The organism is Corynebacterium sp. zg254 (assembly GCF_024701495.1).
GTDB lineage: Bacteria > Actinomycetota > Actinomycetes > Mycobacteriales > Mycobacteriaceae > Corynebacterium > Corynebacterium zhongnanshanii.
On the sequence record NZ_WIAR01000004.1, the window covers coordinates 125,393 to 147,031 of the forward strand.

General features: G+C 57.9%; 24 protein-coding genes. 17 read left to right on the forward strand and 7 right to left on the reverse strand.

What is annotated here, in order from left to right; genetic code table 11:
* Positions 1 to 188 precede the first annotated feature (188 nt).
* The 6 genes from GC425_RS09445 to rplI all read left to right on the forward strand — a co-directional run bounded on the left by GC425_RS09445 (position 189) and on the right by rplI (position 5,788).
* Positions 189 to 2,267, forward strand: coding sequence for a transglycosylase domain-containing protein (locus GC425_RS09445; RefSeq protein WP_151844919.1), 2,079 nt, complete (start codon positions 189 to 191; stop codon positions 2,265 to 2,267).
* Positions 2,267 to 3,799: a glycosyltransferase family 87 protein gene (locus GC425_RS09450; RefSeq protein ID WP_151844848.1), complete on the forward strand. Its 1,533-nt coding sequence runs from the start codon at positions 2,267 to 2,269 to the stop codon at positions 3,797 to 3,799. Before GC425_RS09445 ends, GC425_RS09450 begins: the two co-directional genes overlap by 1 nt.
* Complete coding sequence (locus tag GC425_RS09455) at positions 3,796 to 3,975, forward strand: hypothetical protein (protein ID WP_151842788.1); 180 nt, start codon at positions 3,796 to 3,798, stop codon at positions 3,973 to 3,975. The genes GC425_RS09450 and GC425_RS09455 overlap by 4 nt, the downstream gene beginning before the upstream one ends.
* Positions 3,976 to 4,134: 159 nt before the next feature.
* The gene (rpsF, locus tag GC425_RS09460; RefSeq protein ID WP_187767922.1) at positions 4,135 to 4,431 is read left to right on the forward strand and encodes a 30S ribosomal protein S6; all 297 of its coding nucleotides are present in this window, start codon (positions 4,135 to 4,137) and stop codon (positions 4,429 to 4,431) included.
* Positions 4,432 to 4,521: 90 nt separating this feature from the next.
* Positions 4,522 to 5,184, forward strand: coding sequence for a single-stranded DNA-binding protein (locus GC425_RS09465; protein WP_151844849.1), 663 nt, complete (start codon positions 4,522 to 4,524; stop codon positions 5,182 to 5,184).
* A gap of 151 nt (positions 5,185 to 5,335) precedes the next feature.
* Entirely contained in the window at positions 5,336 to 5,788 is a 453-nt protein-coding gene (gene rplI / locus GC425_RS09470; protein WP_151842785.1) for a 50S ribosomal protein L9, read from the forward strand.
* A 358-nt stretch (positions 5,789 to 6,146) separates the two neighbouring features.
* Here rplI and GC425_RS09475 read toward each other — a convergent pair whose 3' ends face one another.
* Entirely contained in the window at positions 6,147 to 7,709 is a 1,563-nt protein-coding gene (locus GC425_RS09475) for an NAD(P)/FAD-dependent oxidoreductase (protein WP_151844850.1), read from the reverse strand.
* A gap of 425 nt (positions 7,710 to 8,134) precedes the next feature.
* Between GC425_RS09475 and dnaB the strand changes: the two genes are divergently transcribed.
* Positions 8,135 to 9,730, forward strand: coding sequence for a replicative DNA helicase (dnaB, locus tag GC425_RS09480; protein WP_151844851.1), 1,596 nt, complete (start codon positions 8,135 to 8,137; stop codon positions 9,728 to 9,730).
* A gap of 11 nt (positions 9,731 to 9,741) precedes the next feature.
* On the opposite strand, the gene GC425_RS09485 is transcribed toward dnaB, so the two are convergent.
* Positions 9,742 to 10,200: a MarR family winged helix-turn-helix transcriptional regulator gene (locus GC425_RS09485; protein ID WP_151844852.1), complete on the reverse strand. Its 459-nt coding sequence runs from the start codon at positions 10,198 to 10,200 to the stop codon at positions 9,742 to 9,744.
* A 216-nt stretch (positions 10,201 to 10,416) separates the two neighbouring features.
* Between GC425_RS09485 and GC425_RS09490 the strand changes: the two genes are divergently transcribed.
* The 5 genes from GC425_RS09490 (at position 10,417) to GC425_RS09510 (ending at position 13,272) form a co-directional block, all read left to right on the forward strand.
* Positions 10,417 to 10,959 carry a YceI family protein gene (locus tag GC425_RS09490; protein WP_151844853.1) on the forward strand — a complete coding sequence of 181 codons (543 nt, stop codon included), beginning with the start codon at positions 10,417 to 10,419 and terminating at the stop codon, positions 10,957 to 10,959.
* Between the two features lie 107 nt (positions 10,960 to 11,066).
* Positions 11,067 to 11,606 carry a CrcB family protein gene (locus GC425_RS09495; RefSeq protein WP_192930441.1) on the forward strand — a complete coding sequence of 180 codons (540 nt, stop codon included), beginning with the start codon at positions 11,067 to 11,069 and terminating at the stop codon, positions 11,604 to 11,606.
* Between the two features lie 39 nt (positions 11,607 to 11,645).
* Entirely contained in the window at positions 11,646 to 12,077 is a 432-nt protein-coding gene (locus GC425_RS09500; RefSeq protein ID WP_192930442.1) for a CrcB family protein, read from the forward strand.
* Positions 12,078 to 12,307: 230 nt separating this feature from the next.
* Positions 12,308 to 13,090, forward strand: a complete 783-nt coding sequence (locus tag GC425_RS09505; protein ID WP_225723566.1) for a hypothetical protein — start codon at positions 12,308 to 12,310, stop codon at positions 13,088 to 13,090.
* The gene (locus GC425_RS09510; RefSeq protein WP_151842779.1) at positions 13,090 to 13,272 is read left to right on the forward strand and encodes a PspC domain-containing protein; all 183 of its coding nucleotides are present in this window, start codon (positions 13,090 to 13,092) and stop codon (positions 13,270 to 13,272) included. Before GC425_RS09505 ends, GC425_RS09510 begins: the two co-directional genes overlap by 1 nt.
* Before the next feature lie 312 nt (positions 13,273 to 13,584).
* Here the strand turns inward: GC425_RS09510 and GC425_RS09515 are convergent, their stop codons facing one another.
* Positions 13,585 to 14,091 (reverse strand): hotdog fold domain-containing protein, encoded by a 507-nt coding sequence (locus tag GC425_RS09515; protein ID WP_151842778.1) that lies wholly within the window; start codon positions 14,089 to 14,091, stop codon positions 13,585 to 13,587.
* A 130-nt stretch (positions 14,092 to 14,221) separates the two neighbouring features.
* Here GC425_RS09515 and trxA point away from each other — a divergent pair, with 130 nt between their 5' ends.
* From trxA to GC425_RS09530, 3 genes are all read left to right on the forward strand, one after another.
* Positions 14,222 to 14,596 carry a thioredoxin gene (trxA, locus tag GC425_RS09520; protein ID WP_151844856.1) on the forward strand — a complete coding sequence of 125 codons (375 nt, stop codon included), beginning with the start codon at positions 14,222 to 14,224 and terminating at the stop codon, positions 14,594 to 14,596.
* 172 nt (positions 14,597 to 14,768) lie between these two features.
* Entirely contained in the window at positions 14,769 to 15,551 is a 783-nt protein-coding gene (locus GC425_RS09525) for a PspA/IM30 family protein (protein ID WP_151844857.1), read from the forward strand.
* 146 nt (positions 15,552 to 15,697) lie between these two features.
* Entirely contained in the window at positions 15,698 to 17,374 is a 1,677-nt protein-coding gene (locus tag GC425_RS09530) for an MDR family MFS transporter (RefSeq protein ID WP_231699804.1), read from the forward strand.
* Between the two features lie 682 nt (positions 17,375 to 18,056).
* On the opposite strand, the gene GC425_RS09535 is transcribed toward GC425_RS09530, so the two are convergent.
* Together GC425_RS09535 and GC425_RS09540 are read right to left on the reverse strand one after the other, a co-directional pair.
* Positions 18,057 to 18,299, reverse strand: a complete 243-nt coding sequence (locus GC425_RS09535) for a transposase (RefSeq protein WP_151842775.1) — start codon at positions 18,297 to 18,299, stop codon at positions 18,057 to 18,059.
* A 246-nt stretch (positions 18,300 to 18,545) separates the two neighbouring features.
* Positions 18,546 to 18,977 (reverse strand): helix-turn-helix domain-containing protein, encoded by a 432-nt coding sequence (locus GC425_RS09540; protein WP_151844858.1) that lies wholly within the window; start codon positions 18,975 to 18,977, stop codon positions 18,546 to 18,548.
* A gap of 173 nt (positions 18,978 to 19,150) precedes the next feature.
* On the opposite strand from GC425_RS09540, the gene GC425_RS09545 reads away from it, so the two are divergent.
* Both GC425_RS09545 and GC425_RS09550 read left to right on the forward strand, forming a co-directional pair.
* Positions 19,151 to 19,342, forward strand: coding sequence for a recombinase family protein (locus GC425_RS09545; RefSeq protein WP_231699805.1), 192 nt, complete (start codon positions 19,151 to 19,153; stop codon positions 19,340 to 19,342).
* Positions 19,343 to 19,451: 109 nt separating this feature from the next.
* Positions 19,452 to 19,532, forward strand: coding sequence for a helix-turn-helix domain-containing protein (locus tag GC425_RS09550; RefSeq protein WP_231699819.1), 81 nt, complete (start codon positions 19,452 to 19,454; stop codon positions 19,530 to 19,532).
* A gap of 231 nt (positions 19,533 to 19,763) precedes the next feature.
* On the opposite strand, the gene GC425_RS09555 is transcribed toward GC425_RS09550, so the two are convergent.
* Together GC425_RS09555 and GC425_RS09910 are read right to left on the reverse strand one after the other, a co-directional pair.
* Positions 19,764 to 20,084: a hypothetical protein gene (locus GC425_RS09555; protein WP_151844860.1), complete on the reverse strand. Its 321-nt coding sequence runs from the start codon at positions 20,082 to 20,084 to the stop codon at positions 19,764 to 19,766.
* 184 nt (positions 20,085 to 20,268) lie between these two features.
* The gene (locus tag GC425_RS09910; protein ID WP_151844861.1) at positions 20,269 to 20,862 is read right to left on the reverse strand and encodes a LuxR C-terminal-related transcriptional regulator; all 594 of its coding nucleotides are present in this window, start codon (positions 20,860 to 20,862) and stop codon (positions 20,269 to 20,271) included.
* Positions 20,863 to 21,639: the final 777 nt, after the last annotated feature.

A 21,639-nucleotide genomic window follows, 5' to 3' on the forward strand; every position in this document is an offset into this window, starting at 1 on the left:
TCACGAACTGGAGCTTGACTAGTTTGAGTACCGACGACAAGAAACCGTCTTTGGCGAAGAACGCTCAGAGCAATGCCAAGAAAACGGCAGGTCAGAAGGCGAAAAAGAAGCAGAGTAGCCGAACCGTCAACGCCGGCGACTACACTGCCCGCACCCGCCGGAAGGCCAGCGTCCGCGACCGCGTGTTCATGGCGAGCGTCCTGAAAACCTGTGCCGCGTTGCTGGTGGTGGCCATCGCTGTGCCCGCCGTGGCCTTCATCACCGCGTACGCCGTGACCAAGGTTCCGGAGCCAGAGGAGTTGGTGAACAACCAGATCTCCACCATCGTGGCAGACGACGGCACCTCCGAGATCGCGCGTATCGTCCCGCCGGAGGGTAATCGCCAGAATGTGAAGCTGTCCGAGGTGCCCGCGCCGGTGCGCAACGCCGTGCTGGCCGCGGAGGACCGCGACTTCTATAAGAACCCCGGCTTCTCCGTCACGGGCTTCGGGCGTGCGGTGCTGGGCCAGCTGACCGGCAAGGATGACGCCGGCGGTGGTTCCACCATCACGCAGCAGTACGTGAAAAACGCGCTGGTGGGCGATGAGCGTTCCGTCACCCGTAAGGCTAAGGAGCTGGTGATCTCCTCCAAGATGGCCCGCGAGTGGACCAAGGACGAGATCCTGGAGGCGTACCTGAACACCATCTACTTCGGGCGCAGCGCCTACGGCATCTCGGCGGCATCCAAGGCATACTTCAACAAGCCGGTTGAGGAACTCACCGCGGAGGAGGGCGCAGTACTTGCCGCGTCCATTCAAGCTCCATCCGCGCTGGATCCGTGGATCAACCGGGAGAACGCTGAACGCCGCTGGAACTACGTGCTGGATGGCATGGAGTCCTCCGGATGGATGTCCTCGGCAGACCGTGCGGCCGCGAAGTACCCGGAGGTTGTGGACCCTGCGACTGTGCAGACCCAGTCCGTGGCTAACGGAGCGAATGGCTTGATCAAGTCTCAGGTGATCGCGGAGCTCACGGCTGCCGGCATTACCGAGGATCAGGTGAACACGGGTGGCTTGAAGATCACCACCACCATCGACCCGGCGTTGCAGCAGCAGGCCGTGGACACGATCCACAACAACCTGAACTACAACGAGGACATTCGTGGCGCGCTGGTGTCCATCGACCCCAAGACCGGTGCCGTGAAGGCCTATTACGGCGGCGACGATCCCGTGGGCTGGGACTACGCCGGCTCCGGACTGCAGACCGGTTCGACCTTCAAGATCATGGGCCTGGCCGCGTACCTGGACCAGGGAGGAAGCCTGAGCGACCTGTTCGATTCCTCCCCAGTGACCACGGATGGCACCACCGTGAACAACGTGGGCGGCGAATCCTGTGGCACCTGCTCCATCGCGCAGGCGCTGAAGATGTCTCTGAACACCTCCTTCATCCGCTTGGTCCGCGACCTGCGGGGAGGCGCACAGGATGTGGCCGACATGGCACACCGCCTGGGTGTGGCCACCGAGTTCCCCGGCATGGACAAGACCCTGACGGAAAACGGCGGCGCGCCCTACGAAGGCATCGTGCTGGGCATGTACCAGTCCCGTGTGCTGGACATGGCCTCCGCCCTGGCGACCCTGTCCAACGAAGGCGCCTACAACCGTCCGCACTTCGTGCAGAAGGTGGAGAACTCCGACGGCGAGGTGCTGCTGGATAACTCCCCAGCACAGCCGGAGCAGGTAGTGAGCGAAGATGTGGCCAATGACGTGGTCTCCGCGATGCAGCCCATCGCTGCCTACTCCAACGGCAAGTCCTTGGCCGGTGGACGCCCATCGGCTGCCAAGACCGGTACCACCCAGCTGGGAGACACCGGAGAAAACAAGGATGCGTGGATGATCGGATCCACCCCACAGCTGGCAACGGCTGTGTGGGTTGGCTCGAACAACAACACGCCACTGCGTAACGCCTACGGCGGAACGATGTACGGTGCCGGCGTGCCGGCGGACATCTGGAAGACCTTCATGGACTCCGCCCTGGCCAACCAGCCCGTGGAGCAGTTCAGTGGATCCACCAGCTACAACTCCTACGGTGGTGGCAGCTCTTCCGGAAGCAGCTATGGAACGAATGATTCCTACTCCTCCAACTCCAACACGGGTGACACCACCAGCCAGCCTGTGGAGGAAGCTCCAGCGCCAGCCCCAGCGCCCGCTGAGCCGGCTCCTAACGCCCCTGACCCAGGCGAGGCCGTAGGAAACATCAGCGACTTCGTTAACGGCCTGCTCAATCCCTGATGACTCCGCGTAGAGTTCTGCCATCGCGGACAGAACCGATGGCCAAGGACATCGTGACCTTCCTGGGAGGCCCTCCGGGTGCCCACGCGGCCATCGGAGGCGCCCGATGGTGGACTCCCGTGCGAGTCCTCCTGGCCCTGGGCTCCTTCGTCCTGTCCCTGGCCTACATGCAGAAAGCCCCCTGCCTGCGGGTCACCACTACCGCCGGGGGAAGCCCGGCGTTGGACTGGGAGGGCAACCGCGCCTACACCGCGGCCTGCTACACGGACGCTATCCCGCTCTACCACGGGCGGGGCCTGGACGCCCTGCACTTCCCCTACATCTATTCCTGGGTGGACCATGGCCACACTCGCTACATGGAGTACCCGGTGCTCACGGGCCTCCACCAGTATCTGGCCGCCCATCTGGGCCGGGGCATCCACGCCGTGTGGGAGTTTTTGCACCTACCGGCCGTGCCGCAGGTTGCCACCTACTGGATCGCCAACTGCATGATCCTGGCCGTGGCCTGGATGCTCGCGATTATCTTTCTGGTGAAGCTCACCAAGAACCGCGTGTGGGACACCGTGGTGGTAGTCGCGAGCCCGTTGGTGATCGTCCACGCCTTCACCAACTGGGATGTTCTGTCCATCGCCGCGTGCTTGGCGGGCCTGTACCTGTGGTCCCGGCACAAGCACCTGGCCGCCGGCATTGGCCTGGGTGTGGGCATCGCGTTCAAGCTCTGGCCGCTGTTCGTCTTCGGCGCCCTGTGCTTGCTGTGTTTGCGCCATCGCCAGTTTCGCGCGATGATCCTGGCGACTCTCGGCACCGTGGGCTCCTGGGTGGCGATCAATCTGCCGTTCTACCTCATCGCGCCGGACGGCTGGGGCGAGTTCTTCCGCATGTCCCGCACCCGATCCTTCGAAGGCTCCACCATCTATCAGGTGATTGCCGATATCATCGAGCAATTTTGGGGACGCGACACACTCACGCAGACCGGGTTGCTGTCCGTCGACTCCCTCAACACCCTGAGCCTGGCGTTGCTGATCGTGATCCTGGCAACGCTCAGCTGGGTGGTGCTCCTCAAAGCCCCTGTGAAGCCCGACGCCCCCGGTCCGCGCGTGGCCCACGTGGTCTTCGTCGCTGTGGCTGCGTTCGTGGTGACGAACAAAGTCTGGTCGCCGCAATTCTCCCTGTGGCTGCTCCCGTTGGCCGTCCTGGCGCTGCCGCGGTGGAGGCTGATCTTTGGGTGGGCCACCGTAGAAGCGGTCTTTTGGTACCTGCGGATGTGGCAATTCCTTCCCCACGACCTGGCACCGCCACCGGCGATCATTGATCTGATGATTCTGGTCCGCATCGCTCTCATCGGCTACATGTGCGTGGAGGTATTCCGCACCATGCTGGGACGCATCCCCGACCCCGTGCGCGACGCACATGCCGGTCACGACCCCGCCGCAGGGTGGGACGAGGGCATGGGGGACGAGCGGCTGGGCGTCGATGATAAAAATAAACAAGAATCACCCAGCGTCACCACGACAGAAAAGAGCAACACATGAATGCGACGATGATCCTCACGATGGCCTCCGTGCTGATCGGGTTCCTCTTCTTCGGTGCGGCGTTTGCCACCTTCTCCTATAAGAAGCCGCCGAAGCTGGTGTGGAGCCTGTTCGTGGTGGCTATCTTCTTCGTGACGATCATTCCCGTCACGTTGGCGATCTTCGTGGCGGCCTAGGCGACGGGGCTGTCACGTGCGTCGCAGTGGGGTCGCGGGCCCTGGTCGTGTTGGAAAATCCCCCAGCATCACGTAGAGTGAAAGGGTTGCTTGACGCAACGACCCTCCTGCCATGCCCAATCCGGGGCGTGGCCGAAAAACACTAGACCATAGGAGGTGATGAGGTCCGTGCGTCAATACGAGATGATGATCATCATCGACCCTTCACAGGATGAGCGCACCGTACAACCATCGCTGGACAAGTACCTTGAGATTGTCCGCAAGGAAAACGGTACCGTGGAGAACGTCGACATTTGGGGCAAGCGTCGCCTCGAGTACCCGATCAACAAGCAGAACGAAGGCATCTACGTTGTCCTCGACCTGAAGTGCGAATCGGCTACCGTGCAAGAGCTTGACCGTGTTCTGAACATCAACGATTCCATCATGCGCACCAAGGTTCTGCGCAAGGACCAGTAGACACGGCACGTGCCCCGCGCACGTACGCGCCTACACGCACGAATCCAACACCACACCACAGCCCGAAACCACACATAAAGGATAGGAACTATGGCACAGGGAGACACCCCGATCACCGTGGTCGGCAACATCGTTGCAGACCCCGAACTGCGTTACACCCCCAACGGTGCAGCAGTAGCCAACTTCCGAGTAGCCTCCACCCCACGCCGCTGGGACTCCCAAACGAACCAGTACGTGGACGGCGAGGCACTCTTCCTGACCTGCAACGTGTGGCGACAGGCCGCTGAAAACGTAGCCAACACCCTCAGCAAGGGTGATCGCGTGATCGTCACAGGACGTTTGCGTCAGCGCAGCTACGAAGACAAAAACGGCGAGCGCCGTCACGTCTTCGAGGTGGAGGTCGACGAAGTCGGCCCATCCCTGCGCTTCGCGACCGCTCAGATCACCAAGACCTCCCGCGGAGGCCAAGGTGGCCAGGGAGGCTACGGCGGAAACGCTGGCAACGGTGGACAGGGAGGCTTTGGCGGCGGAAACGCTGGCAACGCCGGTAACCAGGGCGGTTACAACCAAGGAAACCAGGGTAACCAGGGCGGCTTCGGCGGCAATGGTGGCCAGGGTGGCAACGGTGGGAATGCTGGAAACGGTGGAAACAACCAAGGATTCACCGGCCGTAACGCGGCCATGGACGATCCCTGGAACTCCGCTCCACAGCAATCTGGATTCGGCAATGGTGATGAGGAGCCACCGTTCTAACATCCTGCGACGCACCATCGGGGCTACGGCCTGTGGGCTTACATCCCGAGGAATGCACTCAAAGGATCACGAACTGACCGTGGCAGAACACAAGTAATCAGACACGTTGAGATAAAACGTCACACACTCTCGCACAACGAAAGGCTGGATCATGAAGCTGATCCTCACCGCAGCCGTTGATAACCTCGGTGTTCCTGGTGACATCGTTGAGGTCAAGGCTGGATACGGACGCAACTACCTGCTTCCACGCGGCTACGCAATCCTCGCAACCCGCGGCGCCGAGAAGCAGATCGAAGGCATTAAGCGCGCACAGGAGGCACGGAAGATCCGCGACCTCGACCACGCACGCGAAGTGAAGGAAGAGCTGGAGGCTCTGACCGGTGTGACCATCGCCGTTCGTACCTCCGATGCAGGCAAGCTGTTCGGCTCCGTCAGCGCCGACGACATCGTCGCAGCTGTCAAGAAGGCTAACGGCCGTTCCCTGGACAAGCACAGCATCGCGCTGTCTAAGGGCCAGGTCAAGACCACCGGCAACTACGCCGTGGACGTGAAGCTGCACTCTGACATCGTTGCTTCCCTGAACTTTGAGGTTGTAGCAGCCTAAAGGCACCCCTTCAGCTCGGCCATCAGCAACCCCATGGCTTCACGCACTGTGGACCTTTTATACGGCGCGCGCCTAGACACCGCGCGCTGAACCCCCAGGGCGACAGCGCCTAGACAACGCTTGACCCCAAGCCAGGACGGTGAACCAGCCGAGACTGAACGCTACTGACCTAACACGTACTTAGAGGCTTACTCTAGACAACAGCACACCACAGCCCCTACCGATCACGGTAGGGGCTGTGGTGTTTGCCTTTACGGTGTTGTTCAGAGGGTGGGTGCCGGGTGATCGCGGTCCCGGCACCACAAGGTTTAGTTTAGAGCCTTAAACCAGAAGATGTCAGCAACTTCAGGCTAATTTTTTAGGCAACCGATGCAACAGGGCCGGTCGCGCTCACGGCCGCGGCGCGGGCAGCGTCGTCAAACGCCATGTCCTTCAGCACATCGCCACGCTCGATCACCTTGCGTTCGCGCACATAGTCCTGCTCCATGCGCCATGGGTCGGCGTCGCCCTGACGGGGCAGGGAATGCACGGAGCGCTGGATGTAGCCGGAGCTCATCTCCATCATCGGGCGGTCGCAGGCCATGCCCTCCGGCACCACAGGGGCTGCCAGGGTGAGCCCGTTGGCCTCCATGTGCTTCCACAGGCGGATAAGGTAGCGACTGGTCATGTCCGCACGCAGCGTCCAGGACTGGTTCAGGTAGCCAATCGTGTACGTCAGGTTCGGCATGTTGGACAGCATCAGGCAGCGGTAGGCAACCATGGATGGACGATCGACCTCCACGTTGTCCACGCGGATGCTGGTGGCGCCGAAGGCCTGAAGCTCCAGACCGGTGGCGACAATCAGGATGTCTGCCTCCACCAGGCGGCCATCCTGCAGGCGCACGCCCTCGGGAACGACCGTGTCGATCTTTCCGGTCACGACCTCCGCGCCGGACTGCAGCGCCTGGTAGAAGTCACCGTCTGGAGACTTACACACGCGCTGATCCCACGGGTTGTACGGAGGACGGAAGTGCTCCTTCACGCTGCTGGCGGAGAGGTAGCGGCGAGCCCACAGCCAGAAGATTCCCTTCGCCAGGCGCGGAAACTTCTGGCACAGGTAGTACTGGGCCATATCGCGGTAGATATGCACATTTCGGGCGATGGCGTTGCCGCGCGCTCCCAGAGGCTTAAACAGGGCACTGATCTGGTCCGAGTTCGGCAGCGGCGCGATGTACGTGGGGGTGCGCTGCAGCATCGTGGTCTTCGCACCCATCGCGTGCAGGGACGGGATCAATGTGATGGCCGTGGCGCCGGAGCCCACAACCACACACTTCTTGCCGCGGACATCCACGTCATCCGGCCAGCGCTGAGGGTGAATAAGGGTTCCCTTGAAGTCCGACAGCCCCGGAATTGGGGCGGTGAAGCCGCTGCTGTGGCGGTAGTAGCCGCTGGCGAAGTGCACGCGCTTTGTCCACACCGTGACCGTTTTCTGCTGGTCCTCGCTGGCTCCCAGGCCTTCGGCGTTGTTGATGCCCTCAGCAGCCTGGCGCCCCGTGATTTCCCAGAGATCCTTGTCGGCGTGGAAGTTGGCGTCGGAAATCCACGTATTCAGCGTGAGACGGTCAAGCACGCCCGCGTCCTGGGCGACCTCACGCACATAGGTTTTGATCTGCTCGGCGGAGCCCAACGTGTTCGGGTGAGGCCACGGCTTGAAGGGGAAGGCGAAGGTGGCCATGTCCGAGTCCGAGCGGATGCCCGGATAGGTAAAGGTGTTCCAGGTGCCACCGATGTCCGAATTGGAATCGACGATGGCCCAATTCCACTGGGGGAAATCTTTGGAGATGTGGTGGGCGAGGTCCACGCCGGACACGCCTGCTCCGATGATCAGCAGGTCCAAGGGGGCGTCTGCAGAGGTGATGGGAAGTTCTTTCGTTTCTGACATGAAAGCTAACCTATCGCACTTATTGACGCGTGTGTGGAAAACTGTGGAAAAAGTTCAATATTTTTGGCGGCAGCGGAAATGCTACAGTGACCAGCGCTTATGTAAATAGGTGGAAGAGTGTGGCTTCTGAACGGGGGTAGAGGGAAGTTATCCACCGCTCGGGCGTTTCCCCAGGACAATGTGAAACATGCTCTGACCTGCTGTGATATACGTTTTCGCAGGTCAGCGAATCGCGTTTCCACAGGTTTTCCACAGGCCGAGCTGGGGAAAAGCGTGTTGTGCACAATTCATCCACACGTTTTCCACAACCCCCCTGTGGATAACTCGGATTTGAAGTTTGGATACGGGGTTGTTCTAAGGGGTCAGCGCGTGTGCGTGGAGGGGCCCACAGCCTGTGTAGGACGTAGGCACTAGAGTTATTGAGCATGAGCCCACACGACAACACCTCCGCCTCGAGCGCCGCCTCCGACGCATCACACCTCACGTCCTTCGACGATGTGCCGCTGCCTCCCCCTCCGGAGGAGCCGCCCATGCCGGATCAGGATGCGTACGGCAGTGGCGGGTTCTCGGGGAACGCTGGACAGGGTGGCGCTGGACGCGGGAACTCCGGTGGCCGCTCGACCTACCGCTCTGGCGGACAAGGCGCATGGAAGGACAGGGGCATGCAGCAGCTGAAGGACGCTGGCCGCGAGATGCCCCAGAATCCCGAGGCTGAGCAGGGCGTGCTGGGCGGCATGCTGCTCAACAAAGACGCAATTGCAGACGTGGTCGAGGTTCTGAGCAGTGATGACTTCTATCGCCCCGCTCACGCCACCATCTTTACCACGATCCTGCAGCTATTCGGCGAGGGCAAGGAAGTTGATCCGGTGATCGTGGCTGGGCGCCTGGATCGAGATAATCAGCTGGAGGCCGTGGGCGGCGCCACATACCTGCACAGCATCATCTCCAAAACTCCAACGTCTGCGAACGTGGGTTACTACGCAGAACTGGTGAAGGAGAAGGCTACCCTGCGGCGCCTCGTGCAGGCGGGTACGCGCATCGTCCAATTGGGCTACTCCGGCATTGAGGGTGCCGAGGTGGCCAACGTGGTTGATAATGCCCAGCAGGAGATGTTCGCCCTGACAAACTCCCAGGCCAGTGAGGACTACGACGTCTTCGGCAACCTGCTGGAGACCGTCATGGAGGAAATCGATGAGCTCGATGAGGTCGGCGGAAAGGCCATGGGCATTGAGACCGGCTTCGCTGACCTGGATGATCTCACCAATGGTCTGCACGGCGGCCAGATGGTGATTGTGGCGGCCCGTCCAGGTGTGGGTAAGTCCACGCTGGCGCTGGACTTCATGCGCTCGGCGTCCATGCGGCAAAACAAGGCGTCCGTGCTGTTTAGCTTGGAAATGTCCAAGTCCGAAGTGATGATGCGCATCCTGTCCGCCGAGGCGGAGGTGCGGCTGTCCAGCATGCGCGGTGGCAAGATGGACGACGACGACTGGGCGCGGCTGACGCGCCAGGTGGGTCCCATTGAGCACGCGCCGCTGTGGATCGACGATTCTCCGAACCTGACGATGATGGAGATCCGCTCCAAGGCCCGCCGCCTGAAGCAGCAGGTGGACCTGCAGCTTGTGGTGGTGGACTACCTGCAGCTGATGAGCTCCGGCAAGAAGGTGGAGTCCCGTCAGCAAGAGGTCTCCGAGTTCTCCCGCCAACTGAAGCTGCTGGCCAAGGAGATCGACGTTCCGGTGATCGCTATTTCGCAGCTGAACCGTGGTGTGGAAAATCGTGGTGACGACGCCCTGCCGCGCGTCTCTGACCTCCGCGAATCTGGTTCCCTGGAGCAGGACGCGGATATGGTGATGCTGATTCACCGCCCGGACTCGCAGAACCGTGACCATGAGCGCGCCGGCGAGGCGGACATTATCTTGGCGAAGCACCGCGGTGGCCCGATCGGTACTGTGACCGTGGCGCATCAGCTGCAGTTCTCGAAGTTCAGCGATATGGCGCGGGATTACACGCCGATGGCGTAAGCGGTGGGCTGTTAGGGGGTGAACTGGGCGTCGATTTTAGATAGGAGCTCACCCAGCTGAGCAGTTTCTTTCTCGGTGAGCGGCGCAAACAGGTTCTCCCGGACCTGTGCGACGTGTCCGGGCGCGGCGGCCTGGATGGCGGTGAGACCCTGCGGCTCCAGTTGCACGAAGGCGCCGCGGCCGTCTTCGGCGCAATCGGTGCGGCGGACGAAGCCGCGTTTGGTCATGCGCGTGATCTGGTGGGAGAGGCGGGAGCGGTCCCATTGGATCATTTTCGCGAGCGCGGCCATGCGGAGGCGATGGTCGGGGGCTTCGGAGAGGACGACCAAAACCTCGTATTCGGCGAGCGTGAGGCCGCTTTCTTTCGATAGCTGGCGGGACAGGGCTGCGTTGAGGCTGACGTGGGCGTGAAGCCAGGTGCGCCAGACGGTTTGCTCCTTGTCGTTGAGCCAGGGGGTTGAGGTAGTCATGCTTTCGAGTATGGCACACATGGTCTAAAAATGTGACATATCAACAAACGGGATGTGGGCTGAACGGGTGTGCTGGGCGGTCGTAATGAGTGGGGTGCCGAACGTTAGTTGACATATCAACAACGCATGCCTAAGGTAGTTGATGTATCAACAAATAAAGCAACGAAGCGCACAGCGCGCCAACGACACAGCGCACCAGCGCGAAAGGAACACACCATGAGCACCCTGAACACCTACTCCGGCACCTACACCATCGACCCAACTCACTCTGAGATCGGCTTCACCGCCCGTCACGCCATGATCACCAAGGTTCGCGGCGCATTCAACACCTTCGAAGGCACCGCTACCACCGGCGAGAATCTGGACGGCGCCTCCATCACCGTCACCATCAACGCGGACTCCATCGACACCCGCAACGCCGACCGGGACGCCCACGTCAAGGGCGCCGACTTCTTCGACGTGGAACAGTTCCCACACATCACCTTCACCTCCACGGACATCACCGCCGACGGCGAGACTCTGATCGTCACCGGAGACCTCACCATCAAGGACACCACCAAGTCCGTCACCATCAATTTCGACTTCGAGGGAGCCGCCACGGACGCTTTCGGCCAGGACCGTGTGGGCTTCTCCGGCAGCACCACCATCAACCGCCGCGAGTACGGCCTGGAATGGCAGACCAAGCTGGACAATGGCGGCGTGATGGTCTCCGACAAGATCACCTTGAACTTCGACATCTCCGCCATCAAGCAGAGCTAACGGCCAAGACTGCCACCGGGCCTCTCACCGCACTAACGGCCGAGCCTTCCAGGCTTTTCCGCGCCCCGCGTCCTGCGGCGAGGACGCACGGATCTAGACTGGTTCGCATGAATCCTGAAACGCGCCGGGCAGACACGTCCATGTCTGCGCGGCGTTGTTCTGTGCGTAGTTTTGCGCGCTGCCCTGTGCCGCTGGCGGTGTTCTTGGGCGGCACGCTGGGTAGCTGCACCCATTGGTTGTTCCAGGAACTGCTTCCGGATGCGTGGGATAATAATGGCCTGACGTTGCTGTTGATCAACATTCTGGGTGCGTTTATGTTGGCGCTTATTAACGTGTTTTTTATCCGACGCCCAGCTTCCTCCCCACCCGCCTTCCGCCCCTTTCTCACTACTGGATTTTTGGGGGCTTTTACCTCTTTTTCTGCATTATCGGCACAAAGTTGGGCGGCTACGGTGGCGCACCCTGCCCATGCTTCTAGCTCTGAACGGGCGGGCGTGTTCCGGTCCCTGGAGGGGTGGATTGGAGAGTCTGCGTGGAGTGCGGTGAGTGTAGCTGCGATGATGGGCGGCAGTATTGTGCTTGGTCTGGGTGCTGCTGTTCTGGGGGTTGCCTGCGGCCGCGCGTTGTGGGGAAAGAGCGCGCGCTGACATGATGAGCACTGTTATGCGTGAGGAGTGGTGGCTGCGGTGACTGTGGGAGCATGGGTTGCGTTTTCGGTGTGCGGCGGTCTGGGGGCTGTAGCTCGTTATGTGGCGGATACTAGTGTGCTGGCTGGGAGGCTTCGGGAGCCGTTAGCGCGTCTCACTGTGATCAACGTGGTGGGGTCGCTGCTGCTGGGAGTGGTGTATGCGGTCTTTTATGTGGACTACTACGTGGGATTCCAGGCTGTGCCCGTTGGGGGTCAGTTGGGTTATCGGGTGGACGAATGGAGCTGGTTACTGGTTCGGTCCTCGTGCGTGGGATTCTTGGGCGGGTTCACTACGTTTTCAACGGTGATGGTGACTGCCGTGACAGATGCTCCGCTGCGCAAGTCTCTTGGTTGGTTGGTGCTGATGGGTACCTTGTGTGTTCTGGCCTGGCTGGCGGGCTGTGTTGGCGCGTCAGCAGTGCTGCGGTAGGGGTGTGACGGTAGGGCTGCGATGTGCCAAGTGAGCTTAATTGTCATTAGGCTCTTGATAATGTGATGCACATCACCTAGCCTAGGATGTAGGTCACGATAGTGATTCGCCTCACACTACAGTTCCCGCCTTTGGGGAAAGGGAGATCGATGAACGGCTGCGAATGCCGGTTGCATTCGATCTTTGGCACAACCTAGGAGGATTCAATGTTGTGCATACATAAACCATTCATGCGATGGGCAACTGCCTTCATTGCTGCATTGACTGCTGTAATGATGCTTGTCATTACTGTGCCTTCTGCATCTGCAGAAGAGTATGTTTCTACCACTAGTACCTCCCCAGATGGAGATCAGTACGCTATTGGATGGACTGTGCCGTCAGTTCAAGGAACGTCCTTGCGCTCCAAACGAGAAAGCACCGACTATACCTTCGAAACAAACAGTCTGGACAATGGAATGCAGACGCTAATCCATATCGAGAATTCGGATGCTCCTACGGAATATCGTTTTCCTCTGACCATCCCACAAGAGGCAGAAGTGATTACCTTTAATGAAGGGGGCGACGACGTAGCGGGAATTCTCCTCAACGGTGAATTGCTTGCTACCATCGCCAGGCCTTGGGCCCATGATGCGATGGGTGAGTCGATTCCGACCTTACTCACCATTGAAGATGGTGTGCTGGTACAACGAGTGGAGTATGATTCGAACACAGCTTTCCCAATCACAGCAGATCCACAGATTGATTGGGGCTGGACCAAAACAACCATTAAGTTGAGCAAGAAAGAAACGCAAGCAACTGGAGTTGCTGGCGGAGCTGGAGCAATTGCAGCGCTCCCATGGGTGGTCGCGCTTGGCCTCACTGGACCTGTCGCGATCAAAATCTTGGGAAGTGCAGGAAAACTAGGGTATGATGCGATACAGGCGCACCGCCACGGAAAATGCCTGGGGATCGTTGTTAATCTAAATATCTTGAGTAGCAACGGTGGAATCTCAACATGGGAGTATATCTGCTGATGAGTTTCATTAAAAGCAAGTGGTACAGAACCGACAGAAACAAGAAGCTAGCGGGCGTCTGTGCCGGTGTAGCCGAGGTGTATGGAGTACATCCGGATACGGTCAGGCTTATTTACGCATTCCTTGTTCCTGGCATGATTACCGTGTACCTCATACAGTGGATGATTTATCCAAAGAGGTAGCCTGTCGCTGAGCAACCAATACTCTTCGGTTGTCTGGCACATGCCACATAGCCCACGCCCCTGACCGGCGTGGGCTATAAGCTATCAAGCGAATCCCATTTAGTTGGCTAGCTTGTTGCGACGGGTTAGAGAGTGAAGAAGTTGAGCGCTGCGAAGGCTAGTGCACCGACAATGGTGAACAGAATCGTAGCAATCGTAATGCCAGCAAATACCTTTAGTCCGGTCTCCAAACCGTCATTGTCCTCAGTGGTTGGGGACTGGTCGGTTTTCCTCGGTGCCGGTTGCCTGATCCGTCCACTCGGCCGACGGTGATTAACTTTTCGCCGTGACCCAAATGTCGATGGTGGCGGTCATTGGCTCCTGGCCTGCGTCGTCGACAAACTTAATGGTGACAGGAATCCGGCGGCCACCAGTCTCCTTCGTAATGGTGCTGAAATCTGGAAGATCCATCGTCGCAGTCAGAGTCAGTCCGCCAGTGGACTTTGCCTTGTACTCCGTGGTCATGCCCTGAGGCAGCCAACGGTGAGTATCAGGCAGAGAAATCTCGGCAAGGCAGCCCATCGCGAACTCCGCACCATTCAACGCAGAAATCACATGGAACGTACCAATGTGGTTCTGCATCAACCACCACTTCGTTAAGCGCACCTCCGCCAGACCCGGGCGAAGCGTCTTCAACTGAGGCTGGGACGTCATGAAGAACGGTGCCTTGAACGCCACAAGCGCGCCAAAAAGGCGCGTACCCAGGGGTTTCTTGGCCAGCTTCTCGTACAGCTTGGCGTTGGCATTGGGACGTGGATTGCCTGCTAGGGGTGAACTCATAACTAAAATGATAAAGGCTGGAATAAATCCGCGTGCAGCTATCGTTGGAAGAACCAGAGCGCTCACGAAACCCAAGAACTTAGCTGAGAACGCAATCGAGAACGACCACTCCAGAAAGAAGGACACACACATGGCAACGGTAGAGATCACCACCGACAACTTTAAGGACACCATCACCGCAGAGGGCGTTACCGTCCTCGACTTCTGGGCAGACTGGTGCGGCCCATGCAAGCGCTTCAGCCCCATCTTCGAATCCGTATCCGACCAGCACGAAGACGTCACCTTCGGCAAGGTCGATACCGAGGCGAACCAGGACCTTGCCGCCGCCCTGCAGATCCAGTCCATCCCCACCCTGATGGTCTTCCGCGACGGCGTGCTCCTGTCCCGTGAATCCGGAATCCTTCCAGAAAAGCCACTGTATGACCTGATTCAGGAGGCAAAGGACCTGGACATGGACGCCGTCAAGGCACAGCTGGCCGAGCAGCAAGCCGCAGCAGAAGAATAAAACAACGAAGAATAAGACAACAGCGCCTCCCGCAGCACAGGGTGCGGTGCGCGGCGCTGGTCGGCGTCGAACAGAATAATCCACCCCAACCCCGCCAACAATGAAAATTGGTAGGTTGGGGTGGACTCGTTGACGCAGCGACCGTCACCCCCGACCGCAAGGAGCGTGCACCATGGCCAACCCACTATCCAAAGGCTGGAAGTACCTGAAGCAATCGCTGGACTCCAAAATCGACGCCAACGCCGACCCCAAAATCCAGATCCAACAGGCGCTGGAAGCGGCGAAGAAACAGCACGCTCAGGTCACCGAAGCTGCCGCGGCCGTGATCGGGAACCGCAATCAGCTCGAGATGAAGATGCATCGGCTGCAGGAGGATCAGAAGAAGCTGGCGGCGTCGGCGCGCCAGGCGATCCAGCAGGCAGACGCGGCCACCGCCGCGGGCGATGCAGCCAAAGCGCAGCAACTAAACCAGACCGCCGAGGTGTTCGCCACCCAGCTCGTCACAGTGGAACAGGAGCTAGAGGACACGAAGACGGCCCACGCCGCGGCTGTGGACAGCGCGAAGCAGGCCGAACAGCAGCAGAAGCAGTCGGAGGCGCGCCTGCAGGAACAAATGGCCCAGATCAATCAACTGAATACCCAGATCGAACAGGCGAAAATGCAGGAAGCCACTGCAGACTCCGTCCAGAAAATGCAGGGCCTGACCACCGACGACAACGTGCCGTCGCTGGACGGAGTGCGCGACAAGATCGAAAGGCGCTACGCCACCGCGCTGGGAGCGCAGGAACTGGCGGAAAGCTCCGTGGATGGGCGCATGGCTGAACTAGAGCAGGCCACCACGGACTTTAAAGCTAGCTCCCGGTTGGAGCAGATTCGTGCGGAGATGGCTGGGGATGCTGGGGAGCTTGGCGGGTCCGCGGCCAGTGAGCTGCCTGAGGGGCACGGTTCGAAGTAAGTAGTCGTGGGGGATAACGACCACCCAGCGGCCGTAAAAGCCGTGGTAAACTCCCCCGAGTGCATAGGGCGCGCTACCTGCATGGGTAGCGCGTTTCTTTCGCCTTTAAGGCGTGTTGTAGAAAGTTTTATGTAAAGGAAAGATTTGTGAATCATTCAGAGAAGAAAGCGCCCGAGAGCCCGGACGCGCTCGCTGCCTCTGCGCTTCAGCCGGCCGAGGGCGTTAATGTGAAATTGTTGATCGGCATCTTGGTCTCCGCGGCATTCGTGGTGATTCTGAACGAAACCACATTGTCCGTGGCGCTTCCTGCCTTGATGCAGGAGTTCAATATCACGGCATCTGCTGGGCAGTGGCTCACCACCGCCTTCATGCTCACGATGGCTGTGGTGATCCCGATGACCGGGTTCATTATGCAGCGGTTTACCCTGCGCAGTATTTACATTATGGCGATGGCCACGTTCCTGGTCGGCACTATTGTGGCGGTATTTGCCACGCATTTTGCAGTGCTGCTGCTCGCGCGCGTGATTCAGGCTACCGGTACGGCTTTAGTGATGCCTCTGCTGATGACCACCATTATGCGACTGGTGCCAGTTGAGCGCCGGGGTAGCGTGTTTGGCCTGGTCACCGTTGTTATTGCAGTGGCTCCTGCGTTGGGTCCAACATTTTCCGGCATCGTCCTGGAGACGCTGGGGTGGCGCTGGATTTTCGGCCTTGTTGTGCCGCTGGTTGTCATTGCTCTTGTAGTGGGCGCGTTGCAGGTTCGCAATTTTGAGGAGCCTTCCCGTCCTTATCTGGATGTTATTTCTGTGGTGCTGTCCGCGGTGGGCTTTTCCGCCACGCTGTACGGAATCGCCGGAATGTCCGAGCTGCCCAATGGTGTTCCATGGGACCGCGTGATCATCCTGCTCGCAGGTGTGTTGGTATTGGTCCTCTTTTTCCGACGCCAGCTGTCACTTGCCAAAACCGCCGAGAGCACGGGCAAGAATCCTCTGCTGAACCTTGCTCCGTTGGCGTCGCGCGAGTACACGTTGTCCATGATTCTGATGCTGCTGTCCTTTTCCATGCTTTTCGGCTTCATCATCTTGATGCCGCTGTATGCGCAAAACGTGATGGGTCTTTCCCAGATGGCAGCCGGCATGGTGTCCCTGCCCGGTGGCTTGATTATGGGACTGATGGGCCCATTTGTGGGGCGTATGTACGATCAGCGCGGTGCCCGTCCGCTGATCATTCCGGGTTCTCTAGTCATGTTGGTGGCGATGCTTGGCTTCGCCAATCTTTCCCGGACGGAGAGCTGGTTTGCCGGCTTGGGGAGCCATGGCTCGCAGGTTCACCTGGTGGTGTTGACCATCTTGCTGAACGTGGGTGTGTCCTTGATGCTTACGCCTTTGATGTCCAATGCGTTGGCTTCTGTTCCTGATTCCTTGGCATCCCACGGCCAGGCCATTGTGAACACCTTCCAGCAGGTTGCTGGTGGTGCAGGTACCGCTGTGTTTGTGGCGATCATGTCCTTTGCCTCTGCGTCCTATGCCAAGAGTCTCGGCCTGGGCAAGGTTGCTGGACAGGCCTCTGGCGAGGGCGCCGGTGAGGCTGCGGGAGGTACTGCGGGTGACGCAGCCGCTGGGGCCGCGGGAGGAGCAGGAAGCGCCACAGGACACGCGCCGTCTCCTGAGCAGATGGCTCAGGTGACTGCGGACATTGTGGGCCACGGCATCGAGGTGGCCTTCTGGTTCGGTGTGGCTGTGTCTTTCATCGTGGTGGTAGCTGTCTCGGTGCTGAAGATTGAAGCTCGTCCGGTGGCGAAGGGACAGGCTACTGCTCAATAGGTAGTGCGTCACGGGCCTGCATTTCGAGACGATCGACCCGAGCCCAAATGCTGGATGCATGGATAACTCCTCCACGATTTCAATTCGTTTGGTATACTAAGTGTAGGCTGTAGGATGAATTCGTGAGACGAATAGGAGAGGACGATGGCCACACTCAAGAAGATTGGGCTCAAAGTGATCGTCATGGGATTCCCTCTTAAGCAAACTGCATGGATTGAAGTGAAAATTGTGAATGGTAACCCTGTATTGTCTTGGAATTAATTGGCCATTCACGATTTTAATGTAACTTAGGAGAAGCAATGGAATCAATTTTGATTATTTCAACGGTAGTTTCCCTAGTCCTGCTTGTATTCGTTTTATTTTTGTTGGTGTCGATTACGGTCATCATAATGCGGCTACTGAAAATAACACAACGTTTAATGGAGGAGTCTCAGGATAAGGGGGAGTCTCCTCGAGATGGTTCAGAAGGACAAATTCTACTCTGACGTTACTTTTGGAAATGATTTAGGTAAACGAATCATACGACCAGGGATATCGGGACGGTGAGAATTGGAAGCGTCCATGCCGCGTCATACGTGAGGAAGCCTGCGATGGGCAGAGCTTCCATGAAGTACCATAGAATACTAGAGACGACAGCGAGCGTTATAAGTAAGCTAATGCCTTTTGCTATGACTGCCTAAAATTATCCCTCTGGGTTTCCTATAGAGAAAACCAGCAGCCTGGCGTTTTCTGCACGCAGATCAGCAAGACTCCTATCATCACAGCCCAGGCGTTCTCGCTCGTTTTTGACCCATCTGCACAGCAGCCCGGCAGACATGCCGATCCCTCCAGCAACCCGGGTGATTGGCCTTTCAGACTTGATGACTAGGCGAACCGCCTCCCGCCGAAACTCGGGAGTGTACTTCTCCCTCTGTTGCTTACTCATAATGAACACCCTCTCCTACGAACACAAAAATCCGTATTAATTGGGTGTCCACTAAACGAGGGTAACCTCAAGAGCATCAAGATAGTCCAAAGTGGCGACATGGCAGTCGATCCAGTTGTCCATCTTTTCGTTCTTGGCTGCCTTCGCGAACAACATTCCTGAATACGGGTAGACAGCCACGAAAATTGATGCTCGAAACGCCGTCTTGCCCGTCGCAGGATCTGTGATAGCGACTTTGTCGCCAGCCTAATCCACATACAGCTCCTCACCGGGTTCATGGTCGATGACTTCGGTGAGTCCGTGGGTTTGGATGTAGGGCGCCAACCCATTACAAAACTGGGCGTACTGGTATTTCACCATCCCTGGCTCGGCTGGCAAGGAGTAATACTTCTCCCACAGCATGCACCTGGTCAGATGCTTGTTCTTCGCCGGCTTATCCGCAAGAGCCTTATAATCCGGCTGGACATACGCTGCTTTCCGCGTTCGGCGTCCATCCGGAAAATGCTCGTTAAAGAACTCCGGGGACAATCCCGCAAACGCCTCAGCAGTGATGCCATAGGCGTTGATGACATCGATCATGCGAGCGATATCGCGATTGGAGCACCCCAAGGCAGAAGCAATCGCGTCATAGCTTTTGCCTTCCAGCCGCATCGCCATGATCTCTTTGAATTCAGCCATGAACATGGCCTCCTTAGTCATGAAAACGTGTCACGATGCCGCAGAATTGACGACACCGCCAGACAGATCATGACCCGACCACCTAGCCAGAAACACCTCTACCACCTATGCGGGCTACCCCAACCAAATACCCGAAAACGGCACGCAAGGGTGATCAGTTGATTGTGTCATTCATGGATCGCCTCGCCCGCTCGCCGTCCGATCTGCATTCCATCGTTGATGACCTCACTGCACGCGGTGTCTCGGTGAAGCTTCTCAAAGAGGGGCAGATCTACTCGAAGGATTCGACACCTGTAGCCAAGCTCATGCTCGGTTTGCTTGGCTCAGCGGCCGAGTTTGAGCGTTTCATTATTCGCGAGCGCTAGGCCGAGGGCATTGCCCGGGCTAAAAAGCGCGGGGTCTGTCTACAAGGAGCGAGCGAAAGCACTGACTGCGGAGCAGGTTGATCAGGCAAAAAGGTGGATTGATGAGGGGATGCCGAAGACAAAAGTGGCTGAACGTCTCGGGGTGGGGCGTATGACATTGTATGAATACATTAAGTTTGGCAATCCTTGATTCCGTGGTGGAGGGACATCCAAAGGAAAGGGAAGCATTCTCCGAGTCGTATCTCTATTTCATTTTGCTGTGGATGGTTATTCCTTGCTTTCGATTCTTCCGATTAAAAACGCTACCGCAAGTAGAACGAGAGACGCCTCAGGAAAAGATATCTTCGCGATCGCTAATACAATAGAAGCGATCGCAAAGATGATGCTCAGATAGACAGGTAGGCTCTTCAATTTGGGCACTTTAGCACTTCTCCACGGCAAGGCCGATTCCGCCAGCACATTCCCAAGCGTTACGCGTCTGAACGCCCGTATTGTTCCGCAGATATGCGGCTAGCTGTTCATCCGTACTGTTCTCAACCACATCGTCTGGAATCGTGTCGATGTAGGCTAGCAGTTCGTCGATTTCCTGTTCATCCTCTGCGGTAAGTTCTTGTGCTTGCGCAGAAAGGCTTTCTGGGGATTGTTCGACGTTTGTGGTTGCGCCTGCGGCGTGTGCTGTTCCGACTGGGATGGTGATAGCAAGACTTAGGGCAACTAAGCGAGAAAGAGTCTTCTTTTTCATCTCAAGCTCCTGTTCTGGTGAGTTTTAGGGTGAGCGATTTCAAACTTAGGAGATTCTTCATTTTTCCTAAACAGGTGCACGGTTTTTATATCGCATACGATACCCCTTAATGGAGGTGGGACAATCAATAAATTGAGATTGTCTCTTGTCAGGGGGAGAGGAGAATATTTGCTTGAGGTTGATGTTAATATGAGTGTTTGATCGAGAGGTATTTGATGGCGAGGTCTACACGGTTCTTCGCGGAAAAGCGAAGAAAGAGTTGCGAGATTATTTTCCTGATGGTGACCTCTGCTAGTCGCATTGATTCGCCAATTTCTACATTTGTTTTACCCTCGCAGATCAGGGATAAGACAATCTGCTCACGATTAGTGATTTTTGGCATATGAAGCTCACTACTAGCGGCCTTAGCGTCAAGAAGTCGGCTGAGGAAGCCGGGAGAGAGATCTGTTCCTCCGTGCGTGGCATCGCGTAGACCGCAGCGTAATCCGTCTAGTTGTTCTGTGCTCCAGTCGAGGCGTTGGATTACTGCCGAGAGACGGTGCGGGTGCCCGTTGAGCCACTGTGTCACTGTCTCAGCATCAAGCGGGGCATCGACTTCAATGATGCGTTCGACAACCTTCGTGGCGACCTTGCCCTCCCTGGCAGCGCGGCGGATTTCGCATGCTCTGCTCCGACAGGTTTGGCTGCAATACCGGGGGCGGCGACCGAGTCCTGCGTAGTACAGTTCCGTGCCGCATTCGAGACATGTTAAGGGCGGGCTACTAGTACGTGGAGGCATGGGCTTTAGCCTACCTTTTCGTTACAACGTTTTCCGACCCGCATGATGTGCATACGGTGTGGTGGTTTGTGCTGCCGGGTTGGCGGCAGCAAAAAAGCGTGTGTGTATGCGCGGTGCCGGAGTAAAAAGATCGTCAAATGGTCTTGTGGAGACAAGCCGAAGGTGCTGTCACACAAGTGTGCCGAGGCGTGTGAGGGGTGTTTTGTTCGGCTGTCAACCCCACAAGGCCTACAACAGCCTGACGCATCTATCCCAACCGACTACAGTCATAACCTAGGCGTACCAAAAGGATGGATAGGAACCTAATCCCCGACATGGGGTAGCCACTCCGGACACACATTGTGTCGCATAACCCCTTAACTCCAACTCCGGAAAAGAAGAAGATATAAGTGGATCCCGTGGAGCAGCCCTAAAGGGGGGGATCGTGGGCGCTCGACACGGGATCCGGGATACTGAAGGGGGGTCACTAACGCTCCATGGATGCGCTAGTATCAGTACCCTCCTCCATTATACGCATGCTCGCGCGTTTGTCTAATCCGTCCGCGTAGCTTTTCCCGTGCCGAACAAGACTCCAAGTCCGTTCCATAGCTTTAGGAACCAAAAACAGTTTTGACCAGCGCAAAGTTTGCACAGCGAGATCTTGGGCAGGGAAGACATAAACCCCCGCACCGGCCATCACGGGCAGATATGGGGGTAAAAATCGGGGGTGATTGAGATCTTGCTGTAGACGCGTTTCGCGTTGGTGCATCCGCAGAGTGCCAGTAGCTCTGCAGATTA